This is a genomic window from Glycomyces sp. NPDC049804 (genome assembly GCF_040674615.1).
GTDB lineage: Bacteria > Actinomycetota > Actinomycetes > Mycobacteriales > Micromonosporaceae > Glycomyces > Glycomyces niveus.
In genome coordinates this window covers 18401-42870 of record NZ_JBFAMQ010000026.1, presented here as the reverse complement: position 1 = coordinate 42870, position 24470 = coordinate 18401, and the positions used below count along the sequence as shown (strand labels likewise).

Below are 24470 nucleotides of genomic sequence, written 5' to 3'. Positions count from 1 at the left end.
TTCCTGGGCCCCTGCGGCTTCCGGTCCGCCCGGATCTCGAAATCCATCGCAATCCCTTGTAGATCAAGGTGTTGCAACGACTCCTAGAACCCAAGCAAGGATCCGGGCCTTTCGTGTTTGCGCGGCCTCGGGTTCAGGCGAGGGTGGTGAAGAAGTCGCGGAGGTCGGTGGCGAGGAGGGCGGGGGCCTGGTGGGCGGCGTAGTGGCCGCCGGTGTCGTGGGTTCGCCACTGGGTGATGTTGGTGTAGTCGCGTTCGGCGAAGCGGCGGATGGACTGGAAGTCGCCGGCGAAGCTGGAGTTTGCCATCGGGAAGTTCGCGGGTGTGGTGTCGATCGGGTTGTGCTTGTTCTCGAAGTAGAAGCGCATCGATGAGGCGATGGTGTAGTTGAGCCAGTGAATGATGACGTTGTCGATGACGAAGCGGTCGTCGACGGCGTCGCCGAAGAGCTGGTCCATCCAGGCGAGGAGGCCGCGGGGGGAGTCGGCGAGGGCGTGGGCGAGGGTCTGGGGCTGCTGGGTGTGGAGCTGGTCGTAGGAGCTCTTGTTCTCGTAGAACCACTGGAGGACTTGGAGGGCGCCCATCTCCTCTTCGGTCATGCCCTCCATTTCGGACGGGTCGCCCGAGGGGAACGAGAAGATCTGGTCGACGTGGACGCCGATGACGTGCTCGCCGTCGATCCGGCCCAGTTCCGGGGCGATGAACGCGCCGCCGTCGTTGCCGTGGGCGCCGTAGCGCTCGTAGCCGAGCCGCGCCATGAGCGTCGCGAGGGCCTTCGCGGTGCGGGCGGCACCCCAGCCGGTCTCGGTGGTCGGGCCGGAGAAGCCGAAGCCGGGCAGCGAGGGGATGACCAGGTGGAAGGCGGGGCCGTCGGCCGGGCGGGTGAGCGGCTCGATGAGGTCGACGAACTCCATGATCGTGCCGGGCCAGCCGTGGAGCAGGAGCAGCGGCACGGCGTTGGGGTCGGGCGACTCGATGTGGAGGAAGTGCACGCGCTGGCCGTCGATCTCGGTCACGAACTGCGGGAAGCCGTTGAGTCGGGCCTCGGTGTCGCGCCAGCTGTATCCCTTGAGCCAGTAATCGGTGAGGTGGTCGACGCGGTCGACGGTGACGCCGTACTCGTCGCCGACGCCGGCGATCTCCTGGGCGCGGCGGGCCCGCGACAGGCGGTCCCGGAGGTAGTCGAGCTCGGACTGCGGGATGTCGATGGTGAAGGACTTGATCGCCTCGTGCTGAGCCATTGCCGTCTTCCTCTCACTTGCCCTTCGGGGGCCGGTCCCCCTCTGGTACCTCAAGCATATCAGAACGGAATGCTCTATTCCAGGATTTTCGCTGAAGAATTTACCGCCGGGTCTTCGGGCAGGGTGAGGGCCGTGTAGGCCGGTCGTGGGGTTGGTGTGGGGATGGTGGTGAGGCTACGGAGTCTCACGTTGCGTTGCTCCAGGTCGTGGGCGGTGGTGGGGAAGAGTGCGGCCGTACCGTGGTCGACTAGGGCTTGGTTCGCTGAGGTGAAGTCGCGGGTGGATTGTTCGTAAGCGGCGAAGGCCGTTTGGTGGTCTGGGTGCGTGGCCAGGGCGTGGGCGAGCATGTAGGCACCGACCAGGGCGAGGCTCGTGCCCTGGCCGGTCAGGAATGAGGGTGCGTAGGCGGCGTCTCCGACGAGGGCGACTCGGCCGCTTGACCAGGTGGGCATGCGGATCTGGCCGACAGTGTCGGAGAAGAGGTCGTCTGCGTTGCGCATCGCCTGGATGATCTCGGGGACTTTCCAGGCCGAGCCCTTGAAGGTTTCGGCGATCTGGTTCGCTTGGGCCTCTTGGCTTCGGCCTGCCTGCTGCGGTTGGTGGACGTTCAGGAAGGCGTGGAGTTCGTCGTCGCTGGTGCCGGTGGCGTAGAGGGCCGCCGACTTGCCGGGGGCGTTCCACATCACGAGTTCGCGGGAGAGGCCGAGCGTGTTGGGCATGGTGAACACGGCGAAGCGGTAGCCGAGGTCGCGGTGGAAGGGCGCTTCGGGGCCGAAAAGGAGGCCGCGGGTGTGGGAGTGCATGCCGTCGGCGCCGATCACGACATCGAAGGTGCGCTGTTCGCCGCTGCGGAAGGTGATGTCGACCTGGTCGGCGGACTGGTCGAGGGTTTCGATGGTGTCGTCGAAGCGGAATTCCACGTCGTCGCGGACCTTCGAGTAGAGGATCGCGGTCAGGTCGCCGCGCGCTACCTCGAGGTCCCTGCCCTCGACGCTGCCGGCGAGGGTGTGCGGGGCGATCGTGGCGATCTCGCGGCCGACGGGGTCGAGGAAGGTGATTCGCCTGGTGTCGATGTGCGCTTGCTGCAGGAGCGGCAGGACGCCCATGCGCCTGGCGACTTCGATCGCGGTGCCGCGCAGGTCGATCGGGTAGCCGCCGGTGCGCGGCGCGCTGGCCTTCTCGACCACGGTGACCTCGAATCCGTACCGGTGCAGCCAGAAAGCGAGCGCGGGTCCTGCGATGCTGGCCCCGGAGATCAGGACAGTGCGCGGTCGATGGGTGGCGGTCATGCGTTGGTTCCTTTCTTCATGGCGGGGACGACGAGGAGGGACAGGGCGGCGATGACGCCGGCGATGATGAAGCCGGTGGTGAAGGCCGTCTCGCTGGGCAGGCCGGTCGGGTCGGTGCTGGCGTCGAGGATCGCGCCGCCCGTTTGGGCGCCCAGGGCGACGCCCACGACGCGGGTCACCACGAGCAGGCTTGTGGCGATGCCGGTGTCCTTGGCGTCGACGGTGGTGGCGGTGCCCGCGAGCAGCGCCACCGCGCTGACGCTGACGGCGAACCCGATGAGCGCGCGGGCTGCCACCAGTTGCCAGGTGGCGTCGTGCGTCGAGCCCAGGGCGATCAGGGTGGCGGCCGTGGCGATGGCGCCCACGGTGATCACGGCGCGGGTGCCGAAGCGCCGCGAGGCGATCCCGGCGATCGTTCCGGCCACGACTCCGGCGATGGTCGCCGGGAGGAGGTAGAGGCCGATGTCGGACAGGTCGGATCCGAAGCCGTATCCGTTGGCGGACACGGAGAGCAGCTGCGGGATGAGGTACACCGCCATGCCGAAGCCGAGGCTCATGAGGAGGGTGGCGACGGCCGAACTCCACATCGCCGGCATGGCGAGCATGCGCAGGTCGACCATGGGCGAGGCGACGCGTCGTTCGACCGTGACCCATCCGGTCGCGAGCGCCGCCACGGCGACGGTGATCGCGACGATCGCCAGGGTCGGCAGGCCGCCGCCGGTCACCACCATGACGCCGAGCACGAGCGCGATCAGTGTGCAGCTCAGCAGGATCACGCCGAGCCAGTCGATCGTGGCGTCGGAGGCGGTGGGCGGGTCGTCCGGCATCAGGCGGCATACGAGGAGGGTCGCGGCGATGATCGCGGTCGTGGGAATCCCGAACATCCAGTGTCGGGAGAGGTGCTCCGCGATCGGCCCGGCGACGAGCATGCCGACCAGGCCGCCGCCGGTGAAGAGTCCGCTGACGAGGCCGACCGCAACCTGCGTGCGGCCCGGCGGGAGGTGCTTGCGCACCAGGATGAACGAGAGCGGCAGCGCGCCGACCATCGCGCCTTGGAGGATCTGGCCGAGCAGGAGCACGGGCAGGTTCGGTGCCAGGCTGGAGAGCACGCCGCCCGCCGAGACGGCGACCATGAGCGCGACGAGGACCCGTTTGCCGCCGTAGCGGTCGCCGAGTTTGCCCGCGATCGGTGCGACGACCGCGCCGGTGATGAGCAGGGTGATGAAGATCAGCGAGCCCTCGGCGGGGCCGATGCCGAGGTCGTGCTGCAGGAGCGGGAGCGAAGGCTCCACGACCGCTTGCAGTGTGCCGAGTGCGAGGGCAAGGGTGCCGAGGGCCCCGATCGCCGCTTTGCCGATGCGGACCGGGGAGTCCAGCGTTACGACCATGAACGTTCCTTTCATCGTCGGTTGCGAGACGCCGGTGGATGCCGGTTCCCGCGGGGGTCGGTTCCTCGTTCAGCACCGATCACCCAGCGCCAGAAGCGGTCTGGCGATCGTCTCGGGCCGATGGTTTCAGAGACTACACTACACGGTGTAGTGCATTTTCGAGGCGGCGAACGACCGGGCCGCGCGCGCGGTCCGTTAGGATGCGCCTATGCCGACAGAGAAGACGCTGCGTGCGGGGTCCGCACAGAAGAGAGCCGCCATCCTCACGTCGGCTCGTGAGCTGTTCCTCACAGAGGGATTCGACCGCTCGAGCGTCGACGCGGTGGCCGCTCGCGCCCAGGTCTCGAAGCGGACCGTCTACGACTACTTCGGCGACAAGCAGACCCTGCTGCACGCGGTCTTCGACGAGGTCGGCCAGACGCTGCTGGCCACCGTCCGCCGCACCCTCACCGACACCCTCGAAGGCCTCACCGACCCCGCCGAGCTCGAGCCGGCCCTGGTCGAGTTCTCCATGCGGATCACCACCGACATGCTCGACTCGGCGGAGTACACGACCCTGCAGCGCTTCGTGAACACCGCGTCCGGGCACCTCCCCCACCCCGACGACCGCGCCCTCACCAACGCGCCCGAGGAGGCCATGGGCGAGCGGTTCGCCGCTCTGGCCGAGGCGGGGCTGCTCGAGGTCCCCGATCCGCGGCTCGCGGCCGACCACTTCATCGCGCTGACCTTCGGCGTCACGCTCAGCCGGCTCGGTGCCGCGAACGCGGAGAAGGACTCCCGCGTGCGGCCGCTCATCGTCGAAGGCGTGCGGGCGTTCCTCAGGGCCTATCGGCGCTAGTGGTCGCGGAGCAGACCGAGGTCTTCGAAGGTCGTGCGGCTCCATTCGAGGGAGGCGTCGAGGGTGCGCCACTGGGATTCGCGGTCGTCGAGGTAGGGGAAGACGTAGGGGTCGCTGATGCCGTCGGGCAGGTCGGTCGCCTTGCAGGAGAACGGCGGTCGGCCGTAGTTCGCCAGGATCAGGCGCAGGACGAAGTCGCGGTCCTCGGTGTCGAGGACGGAGAACCACAGGCGGCGGAGCATCGCCGGGTGGGCGGTCGCGAAGCAGAGGCGGCCGATGTCGAGCGGTTCGCCCGCGGCGATGACGCGGGCGACCGCTGAGAAGCGGCCCGTGCTCGGGAGGTTCGCGGCGTAGCCGCTCCAGATCTCGACGCTGTGGCCGACTTCGATGATGGCCGAGCAGAGCGCCGCGAGCGCGAGGCCGCGGTTCCTGATGTAGTGGTGCGGTGTGGAGCTTGAGTAGGTGGCGGGGACCAGGAAGGTGACGACGCGGCCGCGCACGGAGGTGCTGCGGGGGACGGCGTCGACCATGCATTCGGGGACGCCTGAGAGGTAGACGCCGACGTCGACTTCGCTGCCGGTGACGTCCCAGCTGGGTTCGAGGGCGGTGACGGTGCGGCTGAGGCCCGCGCGTTCGCGGAGTTCGCCGACGGCCACGTCGGTGTCGGGGAGGTCGACGTGCCAGCCGTCCACGCCGAGCCGCTGGGCTTCTTCGAAGGTGGCTCCGGCCCAATGGGTCTCGGCGTTGCGGCCGGAGCCGTAGGAGACGGAGGGCGGCTGCTGCGAGGCTTCGAGGAACTCCCGCCAGGAGTGGAGCGGCTTGATGACGGGCATCTACTGCACTCCGAGCGCGTTCCGGTGGGCGTCCGAGAGTCCTCTGAGGACCCGCCATTCGAGGGCCTGCTGGTAGGTGGCGCCCGCTTCGAGGAGCTTCGCCCCGTCGATGCTCGCGCGCGGCGAGAAGACCAGCGGGAGGTGCTTGCGTTCGGCGATGCCCCTGAGCCGCTGCACTTCCTTGAGGAGCCGCTTCACCTCGTTCGACTTCGAGGGGGCGTGCGCGTGGGCGAGGCGGCGTTCGAGCTTCGGGTCGATCGGGACCTCGATCATGGTGAAGCGGTCCAATGTGGCCGCGTCGAGGCTCTGCCGGCCGACGTACCGCTGGTCGCCTCCGGTGCCGAAGGTGTTCGCGGTCGCGATCAGGTGGAAGTCCGGGTGCGCGGTCACCATCGTGTCGGCGAACGCGCAGACCCGAAGGGCCAGCGCCTGGTTCAACTCCCCCAGCAGGCCGGGGTGGCCGTTGTCGAGTTCGTCGAGCAGCATGACGCCGCCCTCTTCGAAGGCGCGGCGGAACGGCGTCCCGTGGTAGTTGCCGTGGGCGTCGTAGTAGCCGAAGACCTTGCTCATCGGGGTGGTCGGGCCGAGGGAGAGGGCGTGGAAGCCGAGCCCGAGTCCTTCGGCGGCCTGCTTGGCGAGCATGGACTTCCCGGTGCCGGCCGGGCCGACGAGCAGCACGTGGCAGCGCGCGCGCAGGGCGAGCAGCAGTTCGGGGAGGATGTGGTGCGCGGCGCCTTCGATGTCGATGGGCCGGGGCGCTTCGGGGAGGAGCACCTGCACGGGTTCGGGCAGGAGGCCCGGGAGCTGCGATTCGATCTCGGCGCGGACGAGCACGGCGAGCTTCGCGACGATCTCGGCGCGGGTTTCCTCGATCTCGGTGTAGTAGTCGTGCCGGTGCTGTTCGAGCAGGGCCTCGTGCTCGTCGCGGGCGAGCGCGATCTGGCGTTCCTGCTCGTCGGTCCATGCGGTGGTCTCGTTCTCCACCATGCGCTTGATCGTCTGGTGCGGGATGGACAGGAGTCCTCGGGTGGCTTTCGCCGCGGCCTTCTCGGCGAGGCCGGCGAGGTCGTGGTCGCGGCGGTCGAGCTGCTGCTTCGCGACGTCGTGCGCGATGCGCCTGACTTCGTCGCGGGTCTTCTGCTGCACGGGGGTCTCCGTCTCGCCAGGGGGCTGGTACCTCCTCATTGGTACCGGCACCCGTGCGGGAGGGGTCCCGCCGCCGTCACACCTGTTCGGTGGCGCGGAGCGACGCTTCGTATTGGGCGCGTTGGAATTCGAAGGGGCCGATGCCGCTCAGGTCCCAGGCTTCGCGGTATGGGTTCTTGAAGTCGCGCCAGGTGACGGTGGCGGCGGCGACTTCGACTCGGGCGACGAGCGGCCAGCAGCCCCAGAGGCCGCAGTCGCAGCCGAGGAGGACGGTGTCGCCGTCGTCGGTCGCGGAGAGCGCCGGTTCGCCGAGGAAGTGGCGGCTGGGCCAGCAGACTTCGTGGAGCGGCGTGAGGCCGTCGTAGCCGCCGGCGATTTCCGCCTCTTCTTCGTCGGTGGCACATGCGAGTTCGACTCGTCGCGCGAGTTCTTGGAGCCGAACGCCGTCGACCTTGATGTCGAGGCAGGTCGACCCGTCGGGCGCGACGATGAATTCGACCCGGTTCATGGCTTGATCGCGGGGTCGCGGATTTCGGCGGTGACTTCGATGGTGCCGGCGATGTGGCGGTTGAAGTCGTCGAGTTCTTCGGCGGGGACCCAGAGTTCGAGGATGGTGCTGCCGCCGGCCTGCTGGACGGGGTAGCGCTCGAGGAAGGCGGTGTCGACTGCGAAGCGGGTCACGTAGCCGACGCCGTCGCGGGGGGCGTTCCAGTCGCGGGCGATGCGGGTCGCGTAGTCCTCGTTGAGGACGGGGTAGAAGATCGGCTGCTCGGGGAGGCGGGGCGGCCAGGCGGTCCAGCCGGATTTGCGGACGAGGTCGAGTTCGGCGGGGCCGCAGGGGCGCCACAGGGTGGTCGTCGTCGTCATCGCGTGCCCTTTCGGTTGGCTGCGAGGTGGTGGTCGAGGTGGTCTTGGCGGAAGAGGTGCCCGTAGCCGGCGGCGTGGAGGCGTGCGGCGAGGGCGGGGACCACGATGCCCATGGTGGCGGCTGACGCTTCGAGGTTCCAGTCGTTTTCGGCGAGGGTCTGCAGGAGACGTCCCCGCCGGGACTGGCTCTCTGAGAGGCGGAAGGTGCGGAGGTAGGCGAGGCGGCCGTCGTCGGCCGTGATCGCTTCGCCCACATGGGCTTCGCGGCCGGGTTCGAAGCGGGGGCGGAACCGCTGGAGGGTGTACCGCTCCATCTGGTACTCGGCGGTGAAGACGTAGTCGGCGTCGAGGAGGCCGGCGGCCATGACGCCGTCGTGGAAGGCGGTCCAGTCGCGGCGGGCGGTGTCGATCGCGGCGCGGAGGTCGGCGATCGTGTCGACGGCGTCCGCGTCGAGATGGACGCGGAAGTCGGGGATGTCGCCGTGGAGGTGCGCGTACCGCCAGATGAGTTCGCCGAACGCGTCCTCGACGAGGGTCGGGTGGAGGGCGCGGTAGTCGTCGGGGTGGGGGGTGACGACGGCGGCGGCGAGCGCGTCGGCGACGTACAGCAGGACCCCGCATTGTCCATGGTGGATTTCGAAGATGCGGAGGGCGTCGGCGAGGCCTTCGACGTTGTAGCCCGAGTAGTGATTCTCAGGGACGCGCGGTAGGGCGCGGAACGCCCTCGTCGACCACTCCTTCCAGGCGATCGCCGGGAACCTGAAGGTGAGCGGCAGGAAGGCTTCCAGCGCGATCTGGTGCGGGACGAAGTGCACGCGGGTGCGCCGTTCGTGCTTCGTCTTGGGCCGCAGGGACTTGCGGACGGTCTTGGAGGGCATGCGCAGGGCCGTGCCCAGGGCGGGCACGGCGGTGCCGTCGTCGGTCCATTCGGCGGCGAGGCCGTGCGGCGAGTAGCAGCAGCGCGGCTCGTACCGGCGGGCCGGTTCCTCGGAGAAGCCGTTGGGGTGCAGGCGCAGTGAGGTGATGGGCTCGTCGCGGACGAGCGGCACGAGCCGGATGCCGCCCCAGACCTGGCCGGGGCGGGTCTGCAGGCCGTCGAAGGTCAGGTGCTGCAAGGCGTCTCCTCGGCGAGCCAGCGGGCGACCCGCGTCTCGATGTGCTCGCGCAGTTCGGCGAGCCCGGTGCGGCCGGTGGCGAAGCGGGCGAACGCGACCAGTTCAGGCAGGTCCTCGGCGTCGCGGATGCCGACCGTGGGGGTGGTGGGCGAGAGGCGGCGCACTTCCAGGCCCGCGGCGTCGAACACCGGGTTCAGGTGCGCGACGGCCGTCGTGCCCTCGGGGTCGAGGCGTTCGCCCCAGACGCGCAGCACTTCGGCGGCCATGCCGACGGGCGCGTTGTCCCAGCCGTCGGAGACGACGACCAGCAGGTCGGGGCGGGTCTCCAGCCCGTCGAGGATCCGCTCGCCGAGCGCGGTGACGCCGCGGGCGCGGACCATGAGCGGATCGTCGCCGCCCGAGAGCCACAAGGGACGGTAGTCGGTGGCGAGCTCTTGAAGGAGGAAGTGCGCGGCGAGGGCCACGACGAGCGGCCGCCTGCGCTTCTCGCTCGACCCGCTCGCGGAGTAGCTGTCGTCGAGCACCGCCGCGACCCGTCCCCAGGTCCCGGCCCGCAGTCCCGCGACGCGCAGCGCGGCCCCGCGGAGCGCGTCGGTCAGCTCGAGTCGCCGCTCCTCGCGTTCCTCCACCGGCAGTGCGAGTGCGTACGCGGCGAGGCGGGTGAGCGGCATCCGGGAGAGGTCGGTGACGCCGGAGACGAGGTGGGTCGCTCCGATCCGCGCGGCCGACCGCTGGAGGCGCAGCCGTTCGCCGCGCGTGAGCTGGGGCGCGATCTTCTCCAAGAACTCGGCGCGGGTGATCCGGTGCTTGGCGGCGAAGCCCTCCGCCACGGTATACGGCAGCTCGAACACGGCCCGCCGGTCGAAGTGGGCGCGCCGCCAGGACTCGAACAGCGGCGTGGTGAAGCGCCCCGCCGCCTGCCAGCCGAACAAGAACGCGTCCAGCTCGCCGACGGGCAGGTCTTCCACTTTCATGTGCGCGTGGCGGACCGTGCCCTGGAACGCGGACCGGTACTTGACGGCCTCGAACGCGGGGTCGGGGCGGTTGAGGAGCCATTCGCGCATGATCGCGCGGGTCCGCCGGTTGTTGACCCGGGCCTTCCGCAGGGCCGTGAACAGGTGGTAGACCCGGTTCGTCGGCATCTCGGCGAGCGACTTGGCGATGAGCCCGCCTTCGACGGCTCGCTGGGCTGCGCTTGCGTCCCGTCCGGTCTGCAAGAGCCGCATGATGATCGCTGCGGCGTTGCGATCGTTGACGCCGAGTGTGAGCGTGGCGGCGTACAGGTCCCGGTAGTTGACGAGCATGTACTCGTGCAGGAACTCCATCGACCACTGCTGCGCGTCGGCATTGGAGTGGAACTCGCGCTGCCCGGTCGAGGCGATGGCGGCGTTCACGAACAGCAGCACGTCCTCAGCGGCGGTGCGGTCGGCGACGAGTTCCATAGGGCGTCCGGGGTCTCGAGGGGAAGGGGCGCCGACCGGGGAAAGAGTGGCACGAAGGCGAATTAGCGCTAACGAAACGGATCCGGGAGTCGCACCAGAGTCCCGCGGTCGGCACCGCTCACCTTACTGCCGGCTCACCATGCGCCGCCATCGAGATTGGACGGCGGGGCCCGGCTTTCGCCGGGCCCCGCTGCTTTCAGGCTCCGCGGATTACCGCTGCGGCGAAGGTCCAGGGCGGGAGGGTGATGGCGATGCCGTCGTCGCCCGTGGCCTGGGTGCGGGTGGGCGGGGTGGGGAAGGCTTCGAAGAGGGCGCCTTCGTCGGGGCCGGTGCCGGTGAGGAGTTCGATGTCGGCGGTGTAGGCGCCGGGGTCGAGGGCGATGTGGACGGTCTTGGGGGTGTCTTCGGCGTTGACCAGGCGGGTGACGTATTCGAGGCCGCCTGGGGCGGTGCGGGAGAGGACGCCGGCGGCGACGCGGTGTTCGGGGCGGGTGTCGAGCGCGTGGTCGTGGTGGGGTTCGCCGTCGACCCAGACTCGGATGCGGGGGCCGTCGAGGTTGATGCGGACGTGGACGGGGACGCCGTCTTCCATGCCGGGCCAGAGGTGGTCGGACTCGTGGTTGCCGATGCCGTCGTCGTGGCGGAAGACCGAGGTGTTCTTGTTCTGCCAGGGAGCGAAGTCGACCCGGATGTGGGTGTGCGGGTCGGCGGGGCCGAGGCGAACGCCGAAGCCGTCCGTGCCGCTTTCGCGAACGGCGGTGAACGAGAGCTCGGTGGCGGTCGGGTCGATCTGGGCGAGGACGACGCCGTCGCCTCCGGCACCGGTGCGTGAATCGCAGATCGGGTTGCCGTCGATGACGATGTCGCTGAAGGCGATCGCGGCGCGGGTCGATTGGACGACCGCCGCGCCCTCCTTCGGGAGATCGCGGGCGACGGGTTGCGCGCCTTCGAGTTCGACCTCGTGGATGCGCTCGCCGCGTTCGGCGGCGAAGGCGCGCTGGACGTAGTAGGAGGCGGTGAGCCGCACGTCCTCGGCGGTGAAGTAGATGAGGTCGGGCGTCCACTGCGAGTGCCCGACCCGGGCGAGCAGGGGCGCGTAGGAGGCGAGGCGGACGACGGGGTTGCGTTCGAGGCCGATCATGTAGGCGGCCTCGGCGAGGGCCGAGCGGATCTTGCTGGACCAGCTGCCGTATTCGCCGAGGTAGACCTCGGGGCCGTCGGGGTCGTAGGCGGCGTAGCGGTCGAGGTTCTGGTGGAGCCAGCGGGGGCTCTGGTAGCCGTGCTCGTCGACGACCGCGAAGCCGCGTTCGCGCGCGTAGGCCCAGCCGGCGTCGTAGTCGGCGCCGGAGGTCATGGGGCCGGAGGTGCCGATGACGGTGATCTCGGGGTGGGCGGCGCGGAGGGCGTCCTCGATGCGGGCGGAGCGGTCGCGGAAGCCCGGGGTGATCTGGTCTTCGTTGCCGAGGCCGAGGTGGCGCAGGCCGTACGGCTCGGGGTGGCCGTGCTCGGCGCGCTTGGCGCCCCAAGGGGTGTCGGTGCCGCCGTTGGCGTATTCGACGAGGTCGAGGACGTCCTGGATGTAGTCGTCCATTTCAGACTCGAGGATGGCGTGCTGGCCGCCGGGCGAGTTCTGGCAGCAGACGCCGGCGGCGACGATCGGGATGGCGGTCGCGCCGGTGGCCTCGCAGAGCTCGAAGTACTCGGTGTACCCGATCTGGCGGCTCTGGTGGTAGTTCCAGGTGTTGCGGGCGTGGACGCGTTCGTGGCGGGGGCCGACCGAGTGCTTCCAGTGGTAGACGTTGTCGAGTCCGTGGCCGTGGGCGAGGCAGCCGCCGGGGAAGCGGATGAAGCTGGGCTTGAGGTCCTGGAGGGCCGCAAGGAGGTCGGGGCGGAAGGTGAGGGGTTCGCCGTCGTCGCCGAGGGGGCGCAGGGAGACGGCGTCGATGTCGACGGCCGCGCCGTCGGGGACGCTGAGGCGCAGTTCGCCTCGGCCGGTCGCGGTGGCGGTGAGGTCGGTCTCGAGCCGCTGCCAGCCGCCTGCCTCCACCTCGAGTTCGGCTTCGGCGAGGTCGCCCAACTGGACGCCGATGCGGACGGGTGCCGCCGTGCGGGCGAACAAGGTAAGGCGGAGGCGCCGGCCCGCGGTGGCGCCGATGCCGTCCCAGCCTTCGTTGGTGATGGCGGCGGGGCCGGTGAGGGCGGTGTAGTGCAGGTTGTTGGGGTGCAGCGGGTCGTCGGTCGCGACGGCGGCGGTGCCTTCGACGGTCCAGCCGGTGAGGGGGTGGAAGCCTTCGCGGTCGGTGGGGGCGAACTCGAAGTCGCCGTTGCGGACGAGTTCGGCGTTGAGGCCGCCGTCGAGGGCGTCGTTGAGGTCCTCGATGAACAGGCCCCACAGCTCGGGGGCCGCGTCGGCTACGGCGGCGCCCACTCGGAGGTCGACTCGCTGGGTCATGGTGTCTCGCCTTCCCGGCGTCTTTATCGGTAAAGTCGCATCACTCTACTCGTTCCCGACCCGGTGCTGTCAAGTCCCGCGCGGGGCGCGACGCGGCCCGGACCGCTCGGTCCGGGCCGCGTTCCCTGTCTACTTGAGGTTCTCGACCACGAAGGGGGCGTGGCCGTGGAGGTGGTTGTTCCAGCCGCCGTTCAGCGGCGCTCCTGCGGAGAGCAGGTTGGTCGAGTCGTTGCCGACGTCGAGCTTCCATGCGGCCCAGGAGATCCCGTTGGCCTCCATCCAGTCGACCCAGCGCTGGGCCTCGTCGAGGCAGAGGCGGCCGTCGAGGCCGCCGTCGGCGGCGCTGGCACCCCATTCGGTGACGAAGATCGGGAGGCCGCGGCTGATGGCGGTGTTCGCCTTGTCGCGGTTCCACTGGGCGTGGGTGCAGGAGTAGAAGTGCAGCGTGTACATCAGGTTGGTGCCCGCGACCGGGTCGGCGGCGGCCACGTCGACGTCCTGGGACCAGGTCGGGGTGCCGAGGATGATGAGGTTGTCAGGGTCGTGCTGCCGGATGGCGGCGACGGTGGCCTGGTGGTACGGCTTGACCTGGCCGCTCCAGGAGACCTGCTCGGGCTCGTTGTAGGTCTCCCAGATGATGTTCGGGAGGTGGCCGTAGCGGTCGGCGAGGTCGCTGAAGAACTCGACGGCCTCGGACTGGTGCTGGTGCGCCGCATGGGCGTGGAAGTCGACGATCACGTAGACGCCGGCGGTGGCGGCGTTGTCGATCACGGTCTCCACCTCGGACTTCCAGCGGGCGGGGTCGTCGAGGTAGGCGCCTTCGGGCTCGACGCCCATGGCGACGCGGAAGACGTCGATGTTCCAGTTGTCGCGCATCCATTCGAGCGCCGAGAGGTTCTGGGCGTACGGCTGGGTCTGCCAGTGCAGCCACATGCTCGAGACGCCCTTGAGCTGCACCGGGTTCCCGGACGCGTCGCACATCTTGGTGCCGCAGACGCTGAGCTTGCCGTGCTCTTGGACCGGGGTGCCCTCGGGCGCGGGGTCGGTGGGGTCGGGGTCGGTCGGGGTGGGTTCGGTGGGCTCGGGCTCGGTGGTCTGCTCGCCGTCGCCGTCGCCGCAGGCGATGCCGTTGACCTCGGCGTTGGCGATGTCGCCGGGGGCGCCGCTCGCGGTGAAGCCGAAGACCTCGCGGGTCTGGCCGGCCTCGATCCGTGCGTTCCAGCCCGCATCGGCGGCGGTGAAGTGCGAGCCGCTGAGGGTCTGGCCGGTGACGTTCCAGGCGCTGATGCCGGAGACAGCGCTGGTGAAGTCCCATTCGACGGTCCAGTCGCCGACGGCCTCGGCGGAGGTGATGCTGACGTTGGCCTGGAAGCCCGAGCCCCAGCTGCTGACGACGTTGAGGTCGACCTCGCAGCCCGGGGCGGCGTTCGCGCCTTGGGACGCGACGAGGCTGACGGCCCCGGCGCTGAGCGCCGCGGCGGCCGCGCCGATGATCGCGGTGAGTTTTCGTCTTCTACCGGGTTGCATGTTCTGCCCTTCGTCGAATGCCGGTTCGATGGGAAGCGCTCCCAACTTTATATCGGAGTTTGTCAATATCTAGCGGTCGCGTCAAGTGGCGTTTGCGCGAGCCGGACAGAGGGAACAATGGGGAGATGTTTCGCGCGACGCTGGCCACCGTCTGTGGCCTGGTGATGCTCACCGGAGCCGCGGGCTGCGGGACCGGCCAGCGGGAGTCGGGCGCGGCCGCCGCGGCCGAGACGTTCTCGGCAGCGGTCGGCCGGGGCGACGCGGCCGCCGCGTGCGAAGCGCTCGCGCCGGAGACCGTCGCGGCGCTCGTCGCCTCGGAGGGGGACGCGTGCGAGGCCTCGCTCGAACCGGAGGAGCTGCCGAGCGGCGAGGTCGGCGAAGTCCAGGTGTGGGGCGACCGCGCCCAGGTGCGCACCGACTCGGACGTGCTGTTCCTCGTCGAACTCGAGGACGGCTGGAAGGTCGTCGCCGCCGGATGCGAGCCGCAGGGCGAGCGTCCCTACATGTGCGAGGTGGGTGGCTGATGGACCGGCGCAGCATGTTCGCGGCCTACCTGGTCGTGGTCTTCGGCGGGCTCGCGTACTTCATCGCCGTGGGCCTCCTGCGACTCTGAGGAGGGGAAATGAAGCGCTTCCTGCGGGACAACGGCCTGAGCGTGGGCTTCGGCGCCATGTTCCTCGCCGCACTGGTCGGGCAGGCCTTCGCCGGGCAGGCGGACTTCAACGACCGGCAGCTCTCGCAGGGCGGCCCCGAGGTCACGCTGCTGCAGTACCTGGCCTCGAGCGACTTCGCGGTGAACGTCGCGGAGAACTGGCAGTCGGAGTACCTGCAGTTCTTCCTGTACGTGTTCGCGACCGTGTGGCTCGTCCAGCGCGGCTCGCCCGAGTCGAAGCCGATGGACCAGATCGGCACCGAGTCGGACGAGCAGCAGGAGATCGGGCGGTACGCCGACGAGGACTCCCCGAAGTGGGCGCAGGCGGGCGGCTGGCGCACCGCGGTGTTCTCCCGCTCGCTCGGCATCGCGATGGCCGTGATCTTCCTGCTGTCGTGGTTCGCCCAGTCGGTGGCCGGCCTCAGCGTGTACAACGCCGAGCAGATCGCCGAGCTCCAGGACCCGGTGAGCTGGCCGGCGTACCTGGGCGTGGCGGAGTTCTGGAACCGCACGCTGCAGAACTGGCAGTCGGAGCTGCTGGCCGTGGGCTCGCTCGCGGTCTTCAGCGTCTACTGGCGCCAGCGCGGCTCACCCGATTCGAAGCCGGTCGGCACCTCGCACGACACGACCGAGAAGTCGGGCTGAGGTCAGACGCGTTCGAGGGCGGCGTCGGTGCGGGCCCGGATGTCGTTGCAGGCCTCGCAGACCGTGTCGGGGATGAGCCCGGCGCGGGTGAGCAGGGCGAAGATCTTGCAGCCGAGGCAGAACGCGAAGAAGGCCTCGAGGGCGGCGGCCGCGGTGAGGGCGCCGAGGACGATCCAGCCGGCGAGGTCGAGGTCGAAGACGAGGAGCAGCAGCGCCGAGGCGATCGAGAAGGCCGCGCCGATGCCCTGCGCGAAGCGCTTGGGCGGGCCGGGGACGGGCTTGGGGGCGATGGGGAGGCGGGGCGTGACGACGCGGGTCACGACCTGGCCGAGGACGCTGAGGCTCGGGCCGGTGGCGACGCGGGCGATGAAGCCGAGCGCGATGACGACCACGAGCCATTCGAGCTGGAAGACGAGCGCGGCCGCGCTCATGGCGACCACGCCGGCGGCGACGAGGCGGGCGGAGACCTCGTTCACGGGGTTGGGGAAGCTGAACAGGCGGCGCATGGGCGGGCGTCTTTCTGAAGGAACCAGGGCAAGGCCCCCAATGCTAGCTCCGGGTTCGCCGAGCGGCCCGTTCTGGCGGAGGCGCTGATCTCCGGGCCGCGATACCATCGGTGCTCGATCGACTACGGGGGCTCGTGTGGGGGAAGCGACGGAGATGGTCGTGCTGCTCGGCGACGACGGCGCGCCGATAGGCAGCGAACGCAAGGACCGGGTGCACGGCGCGGCGACGCCCCTGCACCTGGCGTTCTCCTGCTACGGGTTCGACGCCGCGGGGCGGCTGCTCGTGACCCGCCGGGCGGCGGTCAAGCGGGCGTTCCCGGGGGTGTGGACGAACACGTGCTGCGGGCACCCGGGGCCGGGCGAGTTCATGGAGTCGGCGATCCGGCGGCGCCTCGCGATGGAGTTGGGCGTCGAGGCGCGGGACCTGGTGTGCGCGCTGCCGAGCTTCCGGTACCGGGCCGAGTCGAACGGCGTGGTCGAGAACGAGATCTGCCCGGTGTACCTGTGCCGCGTCGAGGGCGAGCCCGCGCCCGACGCGGGCGAGGTCGGCGAGTGCGCGTGGGTCGACTGGGCCGCGTACGTCGCCCGCGCGGCGCGCCCGGACTCGGACCTCTCGCCGTGGTCGCGGCTTCAGGTCGCGCAGTTGCACGAGTGGGGCCTGGTCGACGCGTACCTGCGGCGGTGAGGGCGGCGCGGTGAGCGCCGCCCCCGTGCCTCACTTCCCGGTGAAGACCGCCTGCCGCTTCTCGCGGAAGGCGCGCATGCCCTCCTTCTGATCCTCGGTCGCGAAGAGGGCGTGGAACGCCCGCCGCTCGTAGCGGATGCCGTCGGCGAGCCCGGTCTCGAGCGCCCGGTCGACGCAGTCGCGGGCGGCCATCGCGGCGAGCTTGCCGTAGCCGGCGATCTGCTCGGCGGCCGCGTTGACCTCGTCCGCGAGCCGGTCGGCGGGCACGACCCGGGAGACCAGGCCGATCCGCTCGGCCTCTTCGGCGTCGACGAGGCGGCCGGTGAGGATGAGGTCCATCGCCTTCGCCTTGCCCACCAGGCGGGTCAGCCGCTGCGTGCCACCGATGCCGGGGATGACGCCGAGCGTGATCTCGGGCTGCCCGAACTTGGCGGTGTCGGCCGCGATGATCATGTCGCACATCATCGCCAGTTCGCAGCCGCCGCCGAGGGCGTACCCCGAGACGGCCGCGATCTTCGGGGTCCGCAGGGCGGCGAAGGCCTCCCAGCCCGCGAAGTAGTCCTCGGCGATCATGTCCGCCGCCGACTTCCCGCTCATCTCCTTGATGTCGGCGCCCGCCGCGAAGGCCCGCTCCGAGCCGGTGACCACGATGCAGCCCACGTCGGGGTCGGTGTCGAGCGGGGTCAGCGCGCCGACCAGTTCGGTCATGAGCGCGGTGTCGAGGGCGTTGAGGACCTCGGGCCGGTGCAGGCGCACCCGCACGACCCGGCCGGTGCGTTCGATCTTCAGTCGCATGTCGCGCGCCTTTCTCAGGAGTCCCAGATCGCGCCGTACGCGGGGATGCCGCGGCGCTCGAGGCCGTGTACGACCTGCCAGGTGAGCTTCTTGTTGGAGATGCAGATGACGGCCTCGGCGCCGAAGTCGCGGTGGGCGGCGGCGGCGAGGCGGACCATGTCGGGCTTGCCGTGCAGGGCCGTGTCCCAGATCCGGGCCTCCGGCTGGACGGCGAGGATCTCGTCGACCAGCTCGTCGCCGAACGTCTGGCGCGGCGACCGCGTCGACCACACCAGCAGCGCCGGGACCTCCTGCGCGAGCAGGTGCGGCAGGCAGGGGCCGATGCCGCTGCCGGTCGCGACGTAGACGACCTTGCGGAACAGGACCTCGATGTTCGCCACGCCCGCGGTCGTGATGCCCTTGACCCACACGTGGGACGGCAGGTCGTCGATGAACCTCCCGGTCCAGTCGCCCGCCCGCGAGATCGTGAGGCGGAAGCCGTGCTCGTCGGGCGAGGGGATGTTCGCGAACGAGTGCCATTCGAGGAGCGGCGACCGGCTGATCGCCGTCGAGGAGCCCGCGAACGGCTTGCGGCCGTGCGTGAACCGGGCGATCGCCACGTGCGAGGACGGCCGTTTGATGTCGACCGGGACGCGGCGCAGCCGGGTCCACGGCGCGACGACCGCCGCGGTGAGCGCGACGAGCACCCAGAACTCGAGCGAGGCGAGCAGCTCCCGGTGTCCGATCTGCGCGACGGTGAGCGCCCAGAGCAGGACCAGGGAGGACCACCCGCCGAAGCGGTGCACGAGTTCGAACCGGTTGTGGTTCTCGGCCCGCAGCTTCGGGATCGTCGTCACCAGCATCGCCGCGAAGAGCCCCACGAGCGCATACGCCAAGAGCAGCACGTCCGCCGTAGCGCGCTCCACTGTGGCGAGTGCGACGAACGCGGCGAACCACAGCGAGCCCGCCACAGCGCCGCCGACGTGCAGGCCGCCGAAGTGGTAGACCTTCGCCAGCGTCCACCGCACCCGCAGCGGCCAGGTGACCGGCGCCGAGGTGGCGATGCGGAAGAGCAGGTTGATGAGGCGCTGGCGGCGGATGAGGATCGCCAGGGCGAAGTTGAACAGCGCCGCGCGCGAGGCGAACTCGGCGTCGACGCCGGGCAGCGCGGTCGCCAGGACGATCGCGTTGACGGCGATCACGGCGGCGGCGAGCCGGTTGAAGTGCATCAGGACCGGGTGTTTGAAGACGCGGCGCGCCAGGGGCAGGAGCGGCGGGAGCGTGACGTCGTCCAGCGGCGCGTGCTTGAGCTGGGTCATGCCGTGGCCTCCCGCCCGAGCCGGGCGAGGCGCAGCAGCCGGGCTTTGTCGATCTTGCCGCGATCGGTGAGAGGGAGCGCTTCCAGCAGGTGGATGGCGGCCGGGACGCAGTAGTACGGGAGGGCTTCGGCGACGATCTTGCGCGCGAGATCGGCGTCCACGGTGGCGGGCTGGACGAACGCCGCGAGCGAGCGGTCGTCGAGCTTCACCGTCGCGGCCCTGGCGCATCCGGGCACGCTCTCGAGCACCGCGGAGACGGCGTCGAGTTCGACCCGGAAGCCCCGGATCTTGACCTGGTCGTCGGTGCGCCCGAAGTGCTCGAGTTCGCCGTCGGGGGTCCACCGGCCGAGGTCGCGGGTGCGGAACATGGTGCGGCCGCCGCCGAGGAACGGGTCGGGCCGGTACCGCTCGGCGTTGAGCTCGGGGTTGGCGAGGTAGCCCGCGGAGACGCCGTCGCCGCCGGCCCACATCTCCCCCACTTCCCCTATGGGGCAGGGCTTCCCGTGCTCGTCGAGGATGTAGACGGTGTTGTTGGGGGTGGGGCGGCCGATGGTCAGCCGCTCGGCCCCGGGGTGGTGGCGCTGCATCGTGTTGACGATGGTGGTCTCGGTCGGACCGCACCCGTTGTAGAACGCGCACCGCCGCGCCCACCGGTCGGCGAGCGCGCGGGGGCACGGCTCTCCGGCGACGGCCACGGTCCGGACCCGTTCGCACGCTTCGGGATCGAGGCGCGAGAGGATCGTCGGGGTCGCGATGATGACCTCGGCTTCGCGCGCGGTGGCGGCGATGTCGTCGCCGCGGATGAGGAGCGTGCCGCCGTGGGTGAGGCAGCCGAGTATCTCCCAGGCGGCCATGTCGAAGGCGATGTTGAGGATCTGGCCCACGGTCGTCCCCGGCCGGATGCCGAGGTCGCCGGGGTCGGTCAGGAGGAGGTTCGCGAGGTTGGCGTGGGTGACCGCGACGCCGTTGGGGGCGCCGGTCGTGCCCGAGGTGAACAGGACGTAGCAGGCGCCGTGAGGGTCGGCGGGCACGCGCGGGGCCGGGACGTCGGTCGTCTCGGCCATGACCTCGTCGATGTCGATGCCGGTGCAGCCTTGCGGCAGCTCCACGGGCGCATCGGATTGCGTGAGGACGATGGTGCTGCGGGCGGTCGCGAGGATGTGCCGGAGTGCCGGGGTCCGGACCATCTTGGCGTCTTGCGGCACGTAGGCGGCGCCGGTCTTGAGGATCGCGAGGATGCCGACGACCATGGGGAGGCCGCGGCGCACGACGAGCGCGACGCGGTCGCCGGGGCGGACGCCGTCGCCGATGAGGTGGGCGGCGAGCCGGTTGGCGTGCCGTTCGAGTTCTCCGTAGGTGAGGCGGCGGCCGCGGTGCGCCGCCGCGGCGGCGTCGGGCGTGGTCGCCGCGTAGTGCTCGATGCGCTGGTGCATCGCGACTCGGGGCACGGCGCGGGCGGGGCCCCATCCGAACTGGCGGAACAGGCGCTGGTCCCGTTCCTCCAATCCGATTGGAGCCCCGCGGGCGCCGAGCAGCGCCGTTCCGTTCGATTGCTTGACGTAGTCGTATTGTTGCCATGTGTAGTCGATTGCAGGCATAGGTCACCCCGCCGGTAGATGTGTTTGCTTGAGTCCCAACCCTTTCGGTACATGCGCACGCCAACTGTGGTAGCGCTCACACGAGAGAAAGTATAGATTTCAATCAATTTCAAGTCAATGCTTCCCAAGGCGGCCGAACGGGACCCGCGGCGGCCTCACGCGGGGAAGGCGAGGTCGCCGTACCGCTCGAGGGCTGCGGGGAGGTCCGCGGGCCGGTCGCGGAGGACGGCGTCGAGGAACAGCATGGCGGCGTCGGCGGTGGCGCGGAGGCCTTCGGTGCGGCCGATGGTGCCGACCGCCGAAGGGACCGGCGGGAAGTAGAGGGCGGCGTCGGTGAAGGAGAAGTGGCCGGCGCCGGGGAGCGAGAGGCGGTAGGTCCCGGCGGGGCCCAGGGCGAGGGCGGTGTCGAGCGTCGGCAGGTAGTCGGGGTTCCGCGCCGCGGAGATCGGACTCGTGATCGACAGGGCCGGTTGGGAGAAGGGGCCGGGCGGCAGGGTCGGTTCGAGGCCGCCGTCGATGTGGACGGCGGCGTCGAAGCGGGGGTCGGCGGCCAGTGCCGCGAGGGCGGCGGCGCCGCCGCGGGAGTGGCCGGCGACGGCGGCGCGGTCGGTGTCGAGGTGGTCGGCGAGTCCGATCGTCTCGAGCCGGGTGAGGACGAAGCTGAGGTCGGCGGCGCGGGTCTCGATGTTGGCGCGGTTGATCGCGGCGATCTCGTCCTCGTCGGTGGTGGTGAGGATGTTGCGGGAGTGGACGGGTTCGCCGTCGAGATAGGTGATCGCCGCGTCGTAGGGGTGGTCGAGGGCGGCGACGGCGTACCCCCGGCTGGCCCATTCCTCGGCGAGGACGGTGTTGGCGGTGCGGGTGGCGCTCAGGCCCGGCGAGAAGACGATGACCGGGAAGTCGCCGGGGGCGGCCGGCGCGTCGGCGACGGCGTGCGAGGGGGCTGCGGCGGCCTCGGCGAGGAGGAACGCGGGGATGCCGAAGAAGTCGGCGGAGGCCGCGGTGACCGCTTGGGACGCTTCGAGTGAGGGCCTGCCGCCGATGGTCGTCGCGGCGCCGGGCCGCGGCTCGGCCGGGTACCAGAGCTGGACCACCACGGCGCGGTGGTCGTCGGGGTCCGCGGAGAGCGGTTCGGGTCGGGTGTCGTCGGTCCACTGGTAGACCGCGGTGCCGACCGCGTACGCGCCGGTCGGCTCGGGGTAGACCGGGACGGGCAGCGCCCAGGCAGCGACGGGCGCGCCGGCGAGGACGAGCAGGCAGGCGGCCGTCGCGGGGATCGCGAACCGGCGGCGCACCCGCCTGCGGCCGCGTCGTGCCACCGCGACGGCCGCGACGGTCGCGGCCACGGCGAGGACCGGGTACAGCTGCCAGCGCAGGCCGGTGGCCGCGAGCGCGGTCCCGGCGACCGCGACCGTCGCCGCGCCGTTGAGCAGGACGGCGGTCCGGTGCGGGAGCCAGCGGGCGAGTACGACGGCGAGCGCCCCGAGCACGGCCAGGATCTCCAAGGGGGACATGCTCGGTCCCGGGATCGGTTCGGTCACCGGCCCGATTCTGGCACCGGCGCGGGCGGGCCGCGTCGGCCTTCGGGTCGATTCCGGGGCCGGGGCCTCGGTCTTTCGGCCGATCTCAGGCGGCGGCCGCCGAGAGTCCCTGGGGCGCCTGCGGCCGCTCGCGTGCCTCGATGGCGGTGGCGACGCGGGCGGCGAAGGCTTCGACGGCGGCGGTGCGCTCGTCGGCGCGCCAGGCCAGGCCGTACCGGACCGGCGGGGCGTCGAGGATCTGCAGGTAGGCGATACCGGGCCGGGGCTGGTGGGCGGCGGTGTGGGCGCCGGTGAGGAGCGCGCCTTTGCCCGCGGCCGTGAGCATGAGGGCTTCCTGGAGGCTGGTGATGCCGGGTCCGGCGGGGATCGGGCGGCCGTCGGGGGTGGTACGGGGCGGGCGGCGGTAGTCGGGGATGTCGCCCTCGATCGCGAGGAGGGGGGTCTCGGCGAGGTCGTCCATGGTCAGCCAGGGGCGGGACGCGAGCGGGTGGCCGGCGGCGACGGCGAGGACGCGGGCCTCGGTGAGCAGGGTCGGGCCTTTGGCGAGGTCGCCTTCGCGCACGGGGAGCTCCATGAACTGGACGTCGTAGTAGCGTTCGCGCAGCTGCGCGAACGGATCGGTGAAGGACATCTCGCAGATCTCGACGGCCAGTTCGGGGTGGGCGGCGCGGAGGTCGTCGACGGCGCGGATGGCGATCTCGCCGGTGAGCGAGTCGGCGAATCCGACGCGGAGGGTCCCGCCGAGGCCGCGGGCGGCCGCGGCGGTGCGGGCGAGGGCGCGTTCGATGGCGTGGTGGTGGGGTTCGACGTCGTCGCGGAGGCGCGCGCCGAGGTCGGTGAGTCGCACGGTGCGGCTGGTGCGCTCGAACAGCGGCGCGCCGATGCGGCGTTCGAGGCGCTGGACGAGCTGGCTGACGCGGGCGCGGGAGAGGCGCATGCGCGTCGCCGTGCGGCCGAAGTGCAGTTCCTCGGCCAGGATCAGGAAGCACTCGAGTTCGTCGCGTTCCATCGGGTTCCTCCGCATCGGTAAGCCTGACTTACCGAACGTTGCGGCCTTCGCCGTTGTTCCCGCCCGCCTCAGGGCCGACGATTGCCGGGCCACTGCAACCGACCTGAGGAGTGTCCTGTGAAAGCCCGTGAATGGGGTGTGCTGCTCGTCCTTTCTGGAGCGATCTTCCTGGAGGGCATCGACATCGCCATGCTCAACATCGCCCTGCCCTCGATCCGCACCGACCTCGGCCTGTCCACCGGGTCGCTGCAGTGGGTCGTGAGCGCGTACGTCCTCGGCTACGGCGGCTTCATGCTGCTGGGCGGCCGGGCCGCGGACATCCTGGGCCGCCGCCGGGTGTTCCTGGCCGCGCTGTTCGTGTTCCTGCTGTTCTCGGGCCTCGGCGGGCTCGCCGAGCACGGGGCGACCCTGATCGCGGCCCGGTTCGTGACCGGTCTGGCCGCCGCGTTCATGACCCCGGCCGGCCTCTCCATCATCACCACCGGGTTCGAGGAGGGGCCGAAGCGCGACCGGGCGCTGATGATCTACGGCGCGATCGGCGCGGGCGGTTTCACACTCGGCATGGTCATCGGCGGCCTGCTCACGGCGCTCGACTGGCGGTGGGTGTTCTTCATGCCGGTGCTGCTGTCGCTGGTGCTGCTGGTCGCGGCGGCGCTGCTCATCCCGAAGGCGGCCCGCCCGGAACGGGACGGCCGGCGCTTCGACCTGCTCGGGGGCCTGACGATCACGGCGGCGGTGGTGCTGCTCGTGCTCAGCGTCGAACGCGCCTCCCATGTGGGGCTGGCATGGACGGCCGGGACGGCCGCGGCGAGCCTGGTGCTGTTCGCCTTGTTCTGGGCGGTCGAGCGGCGGCACCCGGCGCCGCTGGTGCGCCTGGGCATCCTGCGCTCGCCGTCGCTGTTGCGCGCCAACCTGGTCGGGATGCTGTTCATGGCCGGGTTCTTCGGCTTCCAGTTCCTGGTGGTGCTGTACCTGCAGGAGCTGCGCGGCTGGTCGACGATCGAGGCGAGCCTCGCGATGCTGGTCCTCGGCGTCGACGTGGTCCTCGCCCCGATGCTGACGCCGAAGCTGGTGCGGCGCTTCGGGAACGCCCCGGTGCTGCTGGCCGGCCTCGGGTTCGCGGCGCTGTCGTACGCGCTGTTCCTGACCGCGGGCGCAGACGCGTCGTACCTCGAGCTGCTGCCGAGCCTGGTGTCCACCGGGATGGCGTTCACGCTCGCCTACGGGCCGCTGACGATCATCGCCACCAACGGGATCGACGAGTCGGAGCAGGGCCTCGCCGGCGGGCTCCTGTACACGTCGTTCCAGTTCGGCGCGGCCATCGGCCTCGCGGGGGTCGCGGCGGTGAACGTCGCCGCGACCGCTTCGGGCGGGCCCGGGGCGCTCCTCGACGGCTACCGCGCCGCGATGCTGGTGCCCCTCGCGGCGGCCGTCACGGCCGTGGTCATCGGCTCGTTCAACCTGCGCCGCAAGGCCGACGCGCCGGAGCCGGAGCTCGCGGCCGTCTGACGCCCGCCGCAGCGAGCGCCGGCCGCGGCCTGACAGCCGCGGCCGGCACCGCTGCGCCCCAGCGCTCGCTTCCATTCCGGAGCGGTCCGGCTGGT

General features: G+C 70.9%; 22 protein-coding genes. 5 read left to right on the top strand and 17 right to left on the bottom strand.

Annotation, left to right across the window (positions count from 1 at the left end; genetic code table 11):
* Positions 1-133 precede the first annotated feature (133 nt).
* The 3 genes from AB0K52_RS24610 to AB0K52_RS24600 form a co-directional block, all read right to left on the bottom strand.
* On the bottom strand, positions 134-1240 hold the full coding sequence (locus tag AB0K52_RS24610; RefSeq protein ID WP_363536831.1) for an epoxide hydrolase family protein: 1107 nt from the start codon (positions 1238-1240) through the stop codon (positions 134-136).
* 74 nt (positions 1241-1314) lie between these two features.
* A complete protein-coding gene (locus AB0K52_RS24605) occupies positions 1315-2529 on the bottom strand; it encodes an FAD-dependent monooxygenase (protein WP_363536828.1) in 1215 nt (404 codons plus the stop codon).
* Positions 2526-3917: an MFS transporter gene (locus AB0K52_RS24600; protein WP_363536825.1), complete on the bottom strand. Its 1392-nt coding sequence runs from the start codon at positions 3915-3917 to the stop codon at positions 2526-2528. The genes AB0K52_RS24605 and AB0K52_RS24600 overlap by 4 nt, the downstream gene beginning before the upstream one ends.
* Positions 3918-4125: 208 nt before the next feature.
* On the opposite strand from AB0K52_RS24600, the gene AB0K52_RS24595 reads away from it, so the two are divergent.
* On the top strand, positions 4126-4755 hold the full coding sequence (locus AB0K52_RS24595) for a TetR/AcrR family transcriptional regulator (RefSeq protein WP_363536822.1): 630 nt from the start codon (positions 4126-4128) through the stop codon (positions 4753-4755).
* On the opposite strand, the gene AB0K52_RS24590 is transcribed toward AB0K52_RS24595, so the two are convergent.
* The 8 genes from AB0K52_RS24590 to AB0K52_RS24555 all read right to left on the bottom strand — a co-directional run bounded on the left by AB0K52_RS24590 (position 4752) and on the right by AB0K52_RS24555 (position 14137).
* Positions 4752-5588, bottom strand: a complete 837-nt coding sequence (locus AB0K52_RS24590; protein ID WP_363536820.1) for a hypothetical protein — start codon at positions 5586-5588, stop codon at positions 4752-4754. The two genes, AB0K52_RS24595 and AB0K52_RS24590, sit on opposite strands and share 4 nt — an antisense overlap.
* Positions 5589-6734 carry an AAA family ATPase gene (locus AB0K52_RS24585; RefSeq protein ID WP_363536817.1) on the bottom strand — a complete coding sequence of 382 codons (1146 nt, stop codon included), beginning with the start codon at positions 6732-6734 and terminating at the stop codon, positions 5589-5591.
* Positions 6735-6810: 76 nt separating this feature from the next.
* Positions 6811-7242 carry a hypothetical protein gene (locus AB0K52_RS24580; protein ID WP_363536815.1) on the bottom strand — a complete coding sequence of 144 codons (432 nt, stop codon included), beginning with the start codon at positions 7240-7242 and terminating at the stop codon, positions 6811-6813.
* Positions 7239-7601, bottom strand: a complete 363-nt coding sequence (locus AB0K52_RS24575) for a hypothetical protein (RefSeq protein WP_363536812.1) — start codon at positions 7599-7601, stop codon at positions 7239-7241. Before AB0K52_RS24575 ends, AB0K52_RS24580 begins: the two co-directional genes overlap by 4 nt.
* Positions 7598-8716 carry a hypothetical protein gene (locus AB0K52_RS24570; protein WP_363536809.1) on the bottom strand — a complete coding sequence of 373 codons (1119 nt, stop codon included), beginning with the start codon at positions 8714-8716 and terminating at the stop codon, positions 7598-7600. The genes AB0K52_RS24575 and AB0K52_RS24570 overlap by 4 nt, the downstream gene beginning before the upstream one ends.
* The gene (locus tag AB0K52_RS24565) at positions 8704-10158 is read right to left on the bottom strand and encodes a hypothetical protein (RefSeq protein WP_363536806.1); all 1455 of its coding nucleotides are present in this window, start codon (positions 10156-10158) and stop codon (positions 8704-8706) included. The genes AB0K52_RS24570 and AB0K52_RS24565 overlap by 13 nt, the downstream gene beginning before the upstream one ends.
* A gap of 196 nt (positions 10159-10354) precedes the next feature.
* Positions 10355-12610: an alpha-L-arabinofuranosidase C-terminal domain-containing protein gene (locus AB0K52_RS24560; protein ID WP_363536803.1), complete on the bottom strand. Its 2256-nt coding sequence runs from the start codon at positions 12608-12610 to the stop codon at positions 10355-10357.
* A 129-nt stretch (positions 12611-12739) separates the two neighbouring features.
* On the bottom strand, positions 12740-14137 hold the full coding sequence (locus tag AB0K52_RS24555; protein ID WP_363536800.1) for a cellulase family glycosylhydrolase: 1398 nt from the start codon (positions 14135-14137) through the stop codon (positions 12740-12742).
* A gap of 125 nt (positions 14138-14262) precedes the next feature.
* On the opposite strand from AB0K52_RS24555, the gene AB0K52_RS24550 reads away from it, so the two are divergent.
* Positions 14263-14661 carry a hypothetical protein gene (locus AB0K52_RS24550; RefSeq protein ID WP_363536797.1) on the top strand — a complete coding sequence of 133 codons (399 nt, stop codon included), beginning with the start codon at positions 14263-14265 and terminating at the stop codon, positions 14659-14661.
* A gap of 98 nt (positions 14662-14759) precedes the next feature.
* The gene (locus tag AB0K52_RS24545) at positions 14760-15434 is read left to right on the top strand and encodes a DUF6766 family protein (protein WP_363536794.1); all 675 of its coding nucleotides are present in this window, start codon (positions 14760-14762) and stop codon (positions 15432-15434) included.
* Positions 15435-15436: 2 nt separating this feature from the next.
* Here the strand turns inward: AB0K52_RS24545 and AB0K52_RS24540 are convergent, their stop codons facing one another.
* On the bottom strand, positions 15437-15940 hold the full coding sequence (locus AB0K52_RS24540) for a DUF4395 domain-containing protein (protein ID WP_363536791.1): 504 nt from the start codon (positions 15938-15940) through the stop codon (positions 15437-15439).
* Positions 15941-16076: 136 nt separating this feature from the next.
* Here AB0K52_RS24540 and idi point away from each other — a divergent pair, with 136 nt between their 5' ends.
* A complete protein-coding gene (gene idi, locus AB0K52_RS24535; RefSeq protein WP_363536788.1) occupies positions 16077-16625 on the top strand; it encodes an isopentenyl-diphosphate Delta-isomerase in 549 nt (182 codons plus the stop codon).
* A gap of 30 nt (positions 16626-16655) precedes the next feature.
* Here the strand turns inward: idi and AB0K52_RS24530 are convergent, their stop codons facing one another.
* From AB0K52_RS24530 to AB0K52_RS24510, 5 genes are all read right to left on the bottom strand, one after another.
* Positions 16656-17420, bottom strand: coding sequence for an enoyl-CoA hydratase-related protein (locus tag AB0K52_RS24530; RefSeq protein ID WP_363536785.1), 765 nt, complete (start codon positions 17418-17420; stop codon positions 16656-16658).
* A gap of 14 nt (positions 17421-17434) precedes the next feature.
* Complete coding sequence (locus tag AB0K52_RS24525; RefSeq protein ID WP_363536782.1) at positions 17435-18718, bottom strand: hypothetical protein; 1284 nt, start codon at positions 18716-18718, stop codon at positions 17435-17437.
* Positions 18715-20316 carry an amino acid adenylation domain-containing protein gene (locus tag AB0K52_RS24520; protein ID WP_363536779.1) on the bottom strand — a complete coding sequence of 534 codons (1602 nt, stop codon included), beginning with the start codon at positions 20314-20316 and terminating at the stop codon, positions 18715-18717. Before AB0K52_RS24520 ends, AB0K52_RS24525 begins: the two co-directional genes overlap by 4 nt.
* A 155-nt stretch (positions 20317-20471) precedes the next feature.
* The gene (locus tag AB0K52_RS24515; RefSeq protein WP_363536776.1) at positions 20472-21857 is read right to left on the bottom strand and encodes a hypothetical protein; all 1386 of its coding nucleotides are present in this window, start codon (positions 21855-21857) and stop codon (positions 20472-20474) included.
* 85 nt (positions 21858-21942) lie between these two features.
* Positions 21943-22866: a LysR family transcriptional regulator gene (locus tag AB0K52_RS24510; RefSeq protein ID WP_363536773.1), complete on the bottom strand. Its 924-nt coding sequence runs from the start codon at positions 22864-22866 to the stop codon at positions 21943-21945.
* A gap of 117 nt (positions 22867-22983) precedes the next feature.
* Between AB0K52_RS24510 and AB0K52_RS24505 the strand changes: the two genes are divergently transcribed.
* On the top strand, positions 22984-24375 hold the full coding sequence (locus AB0K52_RS24505; protein WP_363536770.1) for an MFS transporter: 1392 nt from the start codon (positions 22984-22986) through the stop codon (positions 24373-24375).
* Positions 24376-24470: the final 95 nt, after the last annotated feature.